Consider the following 9,589-nt stretch of genomic DNA (forward strand, 5'->3'; position numbering starts at 1 on the left):
AAGATGTTTCATTTAGAAGTCAATCAGTTGCACAAATCCTACGGCGACACCAAGGTGTTCGAGGGGATCGAATTCGGCATCCGCAAGGGGGAGCTGGTGACCCTGCTCGGCCCCTCCGGCTGTGGCAAGTCCACCCTGCTGCGGGCGCTGGCCGGGCTCACCCCGGTGGATGGCGGTCAGGTGCGGGTGGCCGGGGAAGATATCACCTGGCAGGCGCCCCAGAAGCGGGGCATCGGCATGGTGTTCCAGAGCTATGCGCTCTTCCCCAACATGACGGTGTGGGACAACGTCGCCTTCGGCCTCAAGATGAAGCCCCAGCCGGGACGGGAGCTGGCGGCCAGCGTGCAGGAGGCTCTGGCGCTGGTGGAGCTGGACGGCTTCGAGCGCCGCTATCCGGGGGAGCTCTCCGGCGGTCAGCGCCAGCGGGTGGCACTGGCGCGCGCCTTGGTAGTGCGGCCACGGATCCTGCTGCTGGACGAGCCGCTCTCGGCGCTGGATGCCCGCATCCGCCGCAGCCTGCGCCAGCAGATCCGCGAGATCCAGCAGCGCCTCGAGCTCACCACCATCTTCGTCACCCACGATCAGGAGGAGGCGCTCACCCTGTCGGATCGAGTGTTCCTGATGAACAAGGGATCCATCGTCCAGAGCGGCACGCCTGAGCAGATCTACACCCAACCCGCCGATGAGTTCGTGGCGAGCTTTATCGGCCATTACAACCTGCTGGCCCCCGAACAGGCCAACAAGTGGCTGGGGGGAACACGCAGCACCAAGCTGGCACTGCGTCCCGAGGCCATTGCGCTATTGCCTCAGGAGGCCTGCCCTCCCGAGCCCCATCTGCCGGGAGTGATACGCCACCAGCAGTTGCTCGGCAACATCATCCGCTATCAGGTGGCGTGCGAGGCCGGGTTGCTGACGGTGGACGTCCTCAACCGCTCGGCCCGGGATCTGCTGCCGGTCGGCAGCGCCGTCACCCTGGCGGTGGCCCGGGATCAGCTGTGTGAGGTAGCATAAGCCGAGGGTTTGCATGCTCTTTTCAGCGGTGGCGCGGCCAGGGTGCCGCCCCGCCAGCCCCCCGTATTCATAGCAAGGAGCCGAGATGGCACTGGCACTGTTTGATTTGGATGAGACCCTGATTGCCGGGGATTCCGCCAGCCTCTGGCTGGAGTACATGGTGGCCCAGGAGCTGGCCCCGGTGAGCATGGTGGCCGAGGAGCAGGCCATGATGTCCCTCTACCATCAGGGCAAGCTGGACATGCACCAATACATGGCCTTCACCCTGCAACCCCTGGCGGGCAAATCCAGAGTCTGGCTCGATGGCCAGTGCCAGCACTTTGCCGAGCAAGTGTTGCGCGAGCGGATCTATCCGGAGGGGCTGGCCCGCATCGACTGGCATCGAAAACAGGGGGATACCCTGGTGCTGATCTCCGCCTCTGGCGAGCATCTGGTCGCCCCCATGGCGCGCATGTTGGGCATGGATCACTGCATCGCCATCCTGCTCGACGAAGAGGAAGGCCTGCTGACCGGCCAGACCCGGGGTACCCTGAGCTTTCGGGAGGGCAAGGTGGCGCGCATCAACCAGCTGTTTGGCGGGCTTGACGATCCCTGGCAGGAGAGTTTTGGTTACAGCGACTCCCACAACGATCTGCCGCTGCTGCAAGCCGTGCCCCATCCCCATGCGGTCAATCCCGCCCCCCGCCTTCGCCAAGCCGCCGAGCAGGCGGGTTGGCCCTGCCTGCAGTGGCAACTCGCCGAGACAAGGGTGCCGTAACGGCCAGGGGCCGAGACAGCCTGACGCCCCATAAAAAGGAGAGGAGGCCAGTGCTCTCCTCTCCTTTTTCCATCCAGCAGCCGGCGAAAACAGCCAGGCCCTGACTATACCTGCCTGAGCAGGGGGTCGGGGTCAGAGGCCGGCTCTCCCGCTTGATAGCAGCGATTCTTGCCCGCCCGCTTGGCGCGATAGACCTCGGCATCCGCCGCGACGATCAACTCCTTGGCCTCCCGGGCCTGGCCACTGGCCACCAGCCCGCCGCTCAGGGTGACCCGCAGCCCGGGTTCACGCCACGTCAGGCTGGCTACCCGCTCACGAAACTCGTCGAGCAGGGCGAAGATCATGCGCTGATCCTCCCCCGTCAGCAGGGCCACCAGCTCCTCGCCACCATAGCGACAGACCCAGCCCCGCTCGCCCAACTGCTCCATGGCCAGGGTGGCAACCCGCTTGAGCACCATGTCCCCGGTGTGGTGGCCAAAGGTGTCGTTGACCCCTTTGAAGTCGTCGAGGTCGAACATGGCGAGGAAGAAGGGCTCCCTCTCGCTCAGCAATTCAGCCAACTGGTCATCGAAGAAACGGCGGTTGTAGAGGCCGGTCAGCTTGTCGAGGTTCGCCAGCTGGCGTACTTCATGAAGATCCTGACTGGTTGCGGCCAGCTCGGCATAGATATGTTTCAGCTCCTGTATGCTGCCCACCTGGGTCGCAGAGGGATCATGGCGGCTGTAGCGGATCATCCGGGCAATCTCGTTGAGCATGCGCCTGAAATAGCGGGTCCAGACGATGGCCAGTACCAGATAGAGCACGGAGGCCAGTACCACCATGAGCTGCACGTTGAGGGAGGCGCGGGCCACCGTCTGATTCAGGCTGGCCGCAGGCTTGACACTGACCAGCACCCACCCCTGCTCCGGCAAGTGGCTGTAGGAGACAAACTGGCGATTTTCTTCGTCGAAGAAGAGCCCCCTGTCGTCGGTAAAGCGCCTGAGCCAACCGGGATGGGGCATCATCTTGAACAGCTGCTTGGGATCAGGGTGGGCCAGCTGGCGACCCGAGGCACTGATGATGCTCTGATAGCCATCTTCACCGGGCCGATTGAGCAGGAGTGAGAGGGGCTGCAACTGGGAGTCGATTGCAAAGACACCCAGGATCTTGCCCTGCTCGTCGGTGAGCGTCTTTGCGATGGAGATCAGCAAATTCCCCGTGGTGTAATCGTAATAGGGCTCGGTCCAGACCCGCTGCCCCGGGTGCGCCAAGGCCAGTTGATACCAGGGCCGGGTACGGGGATCATAGGCCGGGTTGTGATCCCAGTCCGGGTAGCTGAGCACCAGGCGCCGCTCGGTGCCGAGGTAGATGGCGATAATATCCGAGGCCAGCCCCTTGTAGAGCTGCCAGTCATGGCGGTAGCTGTGGGTGTTGCCGAGTTCACTGCCGCCGACATCCCCGGCCTTCACTTGGTCATAGATAAGGGTAAACTGTCGTTCCAGCTCGGCCAGGTAGGGCTCAACCAGGCTCTCACGCAGCTGGCTGTTATTGGCGCTGAGCCGCTGCTCCAGCTCCTGTTGCAGGCTACGGGCCATGTGCAGATAGTAAATGCCCCCCAACACCAGCACGGGAATAAAGAGCACAAGCAGGCCCAGCCGCATGCGGCTCACCAGAGACCAGTGCTTTTTGGTGGTAGGAGACTTGCTCAAGCTTGACTCCGGTGACAGGGACATTTGAGCCAGATTAACAGCCCGTCACGACGGCGTCCAAAGGAAGAGAGAGATGTGCACTGACCCACAACCTGCGCTGCCATGCTGACTCACGACAACTGGATCGCGGTGCATTTTTGCGCCCTGATCCTGCTCACCGGCGCCCTCACCTCCGAGTATTTTCTGTTCAGGCGCGGCATGTCCATCGAGCAGGTGCGCAAGTTGCTGATCGCCGATGGTCTGGCGGCGCTGGCCCTGCTGCTGCTGTTCATCAGTGGCCTGATGCAACTCTACGCAGAGCCTCAGGGCCCGATCGCACTGCTGCAATTGCCCAGCTACCGGCTCAAACTGGTGCTCTTCATGCTGATGGCGCTGAGTTTCGGCTATCCGAGCCGCCTCTTCTATCGCTGGCGCCAATCCCTGCGGCGGGGCAGGGCTCCCATGGTGTCGACGCAACAGCAGCTGTGGGTGATCTGGATACTGCGCATCGACCTGCTGCTGCTGATGCTGATCCCGCTGCTGGCCCATAGCTCCAGCTCCTGACCCATTCAATACTCGCAGCCAGTCACAGGGGCCTGTCTGAGCTCGGCCAAGACAAACGCCATGGCTGTCGGTATGGTGGCACAGGAAGGAAGTTCAACTTTTTGATTTCAGGGATGAAACCTTATGCGTTCTAACATGATGTTGCTGATGGCCGCCGCCATCTGGGGGCTGGGCTTCGTCGCCCAGCGGCTGGGAATGGATCACATGGGGCCTTACACCTTCAATGGCCTGCGCTTCCTGCTCGGGGCCCTCTCGCTCCTGCCCCTGCTCTGGTGGCTAAAATCCCGTCAACCGACGCAACCTCGCGCTGAGGATAACCCGCGCCTGCTGCTGATCGGCGGCACCCTGGCGGGGGGCGTGCTGTTTTGCGCCGCCTCCCTGCAACAGGTGGGGCTGCTCTATACCACGGCCGCCAAGGCAGGCTTCATCACCGGTCTCTACATCATATTGGTGCCGGTGCTCGGCTTGGCGCTGCGCCACAAGACGGGGGCCAACACCTGGGTCGGCGCCCTCATCGCCATGGTCGGGCTCTATGTGCTCAGCGTGACCGATGATTTCACCATCGGCTATGGCGACCTGCTGCAGGTGATCGGTGCCCTGTTCTGGGCCATTCACCTGCTGGTGCTGGATCACTACTCGAACCGGGTCGCCCCTATCCGCCTGGCCGGGGTGCAATTCGTGGTGTGTGGCCTGCTCAGTCTTGGCACGGCTTTCGTCATCGAAACCCCGACCCTGAGCGGTGCCGTGGCGGGCTGGCAGGCCCTGCTCTACGCGGGGCTGGTCTCGGTCGGCATCGGCTACACCTTGCAGGTGGTCGGCCAGCGCGGTGCCCATCCGGCCCACGCCGCCATCATTCTCAGCCTGGAGACAGTATTCGCCGCCATCGGTGGTGTGCTGCTGCTCGGCGAGATCCTCGATGAACGCGCCGTCATCGGCTGCATCCTGATGCTGATCGGTATGCTTCTCTCCCAGATCAGACTGCGCTGGTGGTGGAAATCCCGCCGGGACAAGGTGCCCAGCCAGCCCTGATACGGGCGGCATGCTGATCGGTGGCGCGGGAAAGAAGGTGCCGACGGGATGGCCCCCCCAATAAAACGAGGCGCCTTTGGGCGCCTCGTTTTATTGCCGCCCCCTTATCGCACGCTATCGCACGCTGGAGCAGAAGCTGACATCGTCGCGCAGGGGATCGTTGCTCACGCTGTGATAGAGCTCGAAACAGGGGCCGCTGCCAAACTCCAGCCCGGCGGACACTATGTCGCCTATGTGCTCCTGCCACAACGGCCCGTACTGGTTGCGATCCGTGATGAGGTAGCGGGACTGGGCGTAGCGCCCGGCGGGGATGAGCTGGGTTTCCACCTCCCCCGTCCCCTGGGTCCCCACCGGCACCGTGACACCTATGTCGGTGCGACACTGGGCCGGCGGCGTCACTTGCGGGTTGTCATGGTAGATGAAGATCCACTCCCCCCCTTCCAGTGCGCGGGGCGCGGCCCACTGGTGCAGGCGGTTACAGACGGCGTCATAGCCTTCGCCATAGGGGCCTGTGACCCGGATATAGGCCAGGGTGCGGGCATCCATCTCGACGGTTTTCATGGTGTTGCTCCTTGCTGATGAGTGGCCTTCAGCATAAGGGAGGGGGGCATCCCATGCGTGTCCATCCTTGCGCTCATGGTGTCCGTTCTTGCCCTTGTCACGGCGAAACTCCCCCGGGGTGCAGCCATAGTGACGGCGAAACGCCTTGGCAAAGGCCTGGGAGCTGGCCAGACCCGCCCCCAGAGCGATGGCGGTGACGCTGGCGTCTGTGTAGCAGAGCTGCCAGGCCGCCCGCTGCATCCGCAGCCGCCGGCACATCTCCCCCGGCGCCTCCCCCACCACGGCGGTGAAGACCCGGTGGAAGTGATAGAGGGAGAGGCAGGCGCGGCTCGCCAGCTCCTCGATGGAGAGATCCGGCTCCTGCTCCAGCGCCCGCAGCACGGGGATCAGGCGCTCGCGATAGTCGATCATGACAGACGGACCCGCCCCATATGCAGGGCATCGACGAAGCGCCCTTCACGAAACGCATAGGCGGGTGAGCAACCTTCCTGCTCGAAGCCGAACTTGCGGTAGAGTGCGATAGCGGCCGTGTTGTCGCTGTAGACCGTCAGCTCGAGCCGCTGCAGGTTGAGCCAGTTGTCCGCCAGATCCACCGCTGCCCCCAGCAGGGCCGAGCCCACCCCGCGGCCTGTCCAGTCATCCCGGACCCCCATGCCGATGCCAGCCACATGGCGACGACGTGGATTCGGCTCGAGCCAGAGCCCCAGATCGCCGACCAGCAGCTCATCCACTATGGCCACCAGGCCGTAGCCGCTACGCTCGGCCAGCCGTTGCTGCCACATGGCCAGGGTCGGATAGGGCATCTGCAGGGTGCCTGCCTGAGCCTTTGGCATGGCATAGAGATCCCGCAGCCCCTGGGCATCCCCGGCCTCCGCCTGACGAATCCTGATCTCAACCATCCCCTCTCCTCCCTGATCCGTGAACGTCCGTCCAAAATAGCGCCCTTTGTGTCCGTAGCCAACTCCATTAGGGCCACCTATCAAACACTTAGAACTGACCGATTGGCCCCGCTCGCGCCCCTTGCCGTATCGTGCCTCCATCATCACAAGGAGATGCCCCATGACTGACAAGACCCTGCACAGCGCCAACGGTGCCCCCGTCGTCGACAACAACAACAGCCTCACCGCCGGCCCCCGCGGCCCGGTGCTGATGCAAGACATCTGGTTGATGGAGAAACTCGCCCACTTCGACCGCGAGCGCATTCCCGAGCGAGTGGTTCACGCTAAAGGCTCCGGCGCCTACGGCACCTTTACCCTGACCCACGACATCAGCCAGTTCAGCAAGGCGGATCTCTTCAACGCAGTCGGCAAGCAGACCCCTGTCTTCCTGCGCTTCTCCACAGTGGCCGGTGAGAAGGGCGCCGCCGATGCCGAGCGCGATGTGCGCGGCTTCGCCCTCAAGTTCTATACCGAGCAGGGCAACTGGGATCTGGTGGGCAACAACACCCCCGTCTTCTTCATCCGCGATCCCCTGAAATTCCCCGACTTCATCCACACCCAGAAGCGGGATCCGCGCACCAACCTGCGCAGCGCCACCGCCGCCTGGGACTTCTGGTCACGCCACCCGGAATCCCTGCATCAGGTCACCATCTTGTTCAGCGATCGCGGCATCCCCAAGAGCCTGCGGGAGATGAACGGCTACGGCAGCCATACCTTCAGCTTTATCAACTCGGCCGGTGAACGCTTCTGGGTCAAGTTCCACTTCAAGACAGAGCAGGGCCACAGCTTCTACACAGATGAAGAGGCGGCCAATGTCGTCGGGCAGGATAGGGAGAGCAGCCAGGCGGATCTGTTCAACGCCATAGAGCAAGGGGACTTCCCGCGCTGGAAGGTCTATGTGCAGGTGATGCCGGAGGCCGAGGCCCAGACTTACCATATCCACCCGTTCGACCTCACCAAGGTGTGGCCGCACAAGGACTACCCGCTGATCCCGGTCGGCGTACTGGAGCTTAACCAGAACCCGGACAACTACTTCGCCCACGTGGAGCAGGCGGCCTTCACCCCGGCCAACGTGGTGCCAGGTATCGGCTTCTCGCCGGATCGCATGCTACAGGGTCGACTGTTCTCCTACGGTGATACCCAGCGCTATCGCCTCGGCGTCAATCACGGTCTGCTGCCGGTCAACGCCCCGCGCTGCCCGTTCCACCACGGCGCCCATCGTGACGGTGCCATGCGCTCCGACAGCAACGGTGGCGCCAGCCCCAACTACCAGCCGAACCGCTTCGGCACCCAGCAACCGAGCGAGCAGCACGAACCGGCCCTGAGTCTGGAAGGGGCCGCCCTGCACCATGACTTCCGTGACCATGACAGCGACTACTACAGCCAGCCGGGCAACCTGTTCCGCATCATGGACGAGGGGCAGCGTGCTCGCCTCGCCGCCAACCTGGCGCGCTCTCTCATCAATGTGGAAGATGACGCCATAGTCGCGGCCCAGCTCAAGCACTTCGAGCAGGCCGATCCCGAATACGCCAAGCGGGTCGAGCTGGCCCTGGCCGCCCTGCAACGCTGAGCCGCAGGCAGCAACGTAAAAACGGGGCCTGCAGGCCCCGCTTCCATCAATGACGCCCAATATTCAGCGCCCATGCCACCGAGAGATAAATAAAAAACGGGAACCCTGGGGTTCCCGTTTCTCATCAATCTGTCTCAATCCCGAACGGACCGCGCTTCGCGCTCTTCCCGCTCCCTGACCAACAGGCGTTTGTACCACCAACTATTGCGACGACGTTGAATATTAGAAGAGCGACGAGCCATAGTCTTGGGTCCCATGCCAATTGTGAGCGAGGGCACATTATGCGATAGCCATCCCGCCCCTGTCTTTAACTGGATCAAGAAAAGCCTCAGCGAGGGGTCTGAATGCGCTCAATCTGTGCATCGGGTTGCGCCTCGTCACTCGGCTGCTGTTGCACGGAGCGCCAAGCCAGCGGGCCATTACTCTCCTGACTGTTGATGGGGGCACAGACCAGCCAGGATCCCCCCTGCTCAAGCTGGGCGCCAAGGGAATACTTCTGATCCGCAAACCAGCAGACTCGCTCCGGCAATGAGCCCAGTGGCAGCAGCAGATCCGTGCCCACCCGGGTCGAATGGCGCAAGGGCTCGGCCACCGCCACTGTACTCAGGCCCCACAGGGCCAGCATGATGCCGACTGATTTCATAACGACTCCTTGGTTACCCCTTGCAGGCGACCAGAACGGGGGAAAACTTGATTAATAACTAGTGGGCCAGCTGGTATTCCGGAACCATTATGGTAGCCTGCCAGCGCCCCGCTTGCCTGTACAGGAAGTGGCCGCCACAACCCCTGGAAACCTGGCCATGACGAGGCCTAGATTACCTTAGTTATCAAATCGTTATCTGGATTTTCTCCTAATGCGTATCATGACCTTCCTCAAGGCCGCTTGCCTGAGCCTGATGTTATCCGCCTGTGTCGCCCCCCTGCTGCTGATGGGCCCCTCCAGCCAGCTGATGTGGGCCCTCCTCAAACCCCTGGTTGGCTTCGATCCCAATGAGGTCAACCTGTTCGAACAGCCCCTCATCAAGGACAGGATGACGGCCCTGCTCGGCCCCAACTATGACACCACCGTTGCCCTGCTCAAGACCGCTGGCGAGCTGCAGCAAGAGGGTCCGCTCTTCTATGTGGTATCCCGCTATACCCCGGTGCCCGACATGGCTCAGAAGGCAGGTCTGGTCTGGAACTCGGACACCAACCAGATGGCGGTCAAGCTGCTCAAGGGGGATGTGGTCGAGGTCTTTGGCGAACAACTGGGTCAGATGACGCCAAGCTGGCCGAGCGAGATGGATGGCTGGCAGCATACCAGTGCAAATGCCCTCAAGGGGGCCATGACCGGCTCCGCCAGTGCGGCGCTCGATGGTGCCGTGCAGGGTGCCAGCAAGTCGGTAACAGAGAGCGCCAACAAGGCCATCAGTGATCAGACCAAGGCGGTCACCGACAGTGCTAACAAGGCCATCAGCGATCAGACCAAGGCGGTCACCGACAGCGCCAACAA

General features: G+C 62.7%; 10 protein-coding genes. 6 read left to right on the forward strand and 4 right to left on the reverse strand.

What is annotated here, in order from left to right; all coding sequences use genetic code 11:
* Positions 1 to 3 precede the first annotated feature (3 nt).
* Both BN1130_RS21020 and BN1130_RS21025 read left to right on the forward strand, forming a co-directional pair.
* Positions 4 to 1,011: an ABC transporter ATP-binding protein gene (locus tag BN1130_RS21020; RefSeq protein WP_042044380.1), complete on the forward strand. Its 1,008-nt coding sequence runs from the start codon at positions 4 to 6 to the stop codon at positions 1,009 to 1,011.
* Between the two features lie 85 nt (positions 1,012 to 1,096).
* Positions 1,097 to 1,768, forward strand: a complete 672-nt coding sequence (locus BN1130_RS21025) for an HAD family hydrolase (RefSeq protein ID WP_042044381.1) — start codon at positions 1,097 to 1,099, stop codon at positions 1,766 to 1,768.
* Between the two features lie 104 nt (positions 1,769 to 1,872).
* On the opposite strand, the gene BN1130_RS21030 is transcribed toward BN1130_RS21025, so the two are convergent.
* On the reverse strand, positions 1,873 to 3,456 hold the full coding sequence (locus BN1130_RS21030) for a sensor domain-containing diguanylate cyclase (protein WP_052448280.1): 1,584 nt from the start codon (positions 3,454 to 3,456) through the stop codon (positions 1,873 to 1,875).
* Between the two features lie 102 nt (positions 3,457 to 3,558).
* On the opposite strand from BN1130_RS21030, the gene BN1130_RS21035 reads away from it, so the two are divergent.
* Together BN1130_RS21035 and BN1130_RS21040 are read left to right on the forward strand one after the other, a co-directional pair.
* Complete coding sequence (locus BN1130_RS21035) at positions 3,559 to 3,999, forward strand: DUF2214 family protein (protein ID WP_042044383.1); 441 nt, start codon at positions 3,559 to 3,561, stop codon at positions 3,997 to 3,999.
* Positions 4,000 to 4,122: 123 nt separating this feature from the next.
* Positions 4,123 to 5,028 carry a DMT family transporter gene (locus BN1130_RS21040; protein WP_042044384.1) on the forward strand — a complete coding sequence of 302 codons (906 nt, stop codon included), beginning with the start codon at positions 4,123 to 4,125 and terminating at the stop codon, positions 5,026 to 5,028.
* A 114-nt stretch (positions 5,029 to 5,142) separates the two neighbouring features.
* Here the strand turns inward: BN1130_RS21040 and BN1130_RS21045 are convergent, their stop codons facing one another.
* Both BN1130_RS21045 and BN1130_RS21050 read right to left on the reverse strand, forming a co-directional pair.
* Positions 5,143 to 6,000, reverse strand: coding sequence for an AraC family transcriptional regulator (locus BN1130_RS21045; RefSeq protein WP_042044385.1), 858 nt, complete (start codon positions 5,998 to 6,000; stop codon positions 5,143 to 5,145).
* Positions 5,997 to 6,488: a GNAT family N-acetyltransferase gene (locus BN1130_RS21050; RefSeq protein ID WP_042044386.1), complete on the reverse strand. Its 492-nt coding sequence runs from the start codon at positions 6,486 to 6,488 to the stop codon at positions 5,997 to 5,999. Before BN1130_RS21050 ends, BN1130_RS21045 begins: the two co-directional genes overlap by 4 nt.
* Positions 6,489 to 6,648: 160 nt before the next feature.
* Here BN1130_RS21050 and BN1130_RS21055 point away from each other — a divergent pair, with 160 nt between their 5' ends.
* On the forward strand, positions 6,649 to 8,097 hold the full coding sequence (locus BN1130_RS21055) for a catalase (RefSeq protein WP_042044387.1): 1,449 nt from the start codon (positions 6,649 to 6,651) through the stop codon (positions 8,095 to 8,097).
* Positions 8,098 to 8,425: 328 nt separating this feature from the next.
* Here the strand turns inward: BN1130_RS21055 and BN1130_RS21060 are convergent, their stop codons facing one another.
* On the reverse strand, positions 8,426 to 8,740 hold the full coding sequence (locus tag BN1130_RS21060) for a DUF1496 domain-containing protein (RefSeq protein ID WP_042044388.1): 315 nt from the start codon (positions 8,738 to 8,740) through the stop codon (positions 8,426 to 8,428).
* A gap of 211 nt (positions 8,741 to 8,951) precedes the next feature.
* Between BN1130_RS21060 and BN1130_RS21065 the strand changes: the two genes are divergently transcribed.
* Positions 8,952 to 9,589, forward strand: a 638-nt coding sequence (locus BN1130_RS21065) for a hypothetical protein (RefSeq protein ID WP_052448281.1), incomplete at its 3' end; no start/stop codon positions are given.

It is taken from the genome of Aeromonas rivuli, assembly GCF_000820045.1.
GTDB lineage: Bacteria > Pseudomonadota > Gammaproteobacteria > Enterobacterales > Aeromonadaceae > Aeromonas > Aeromonas rivuli.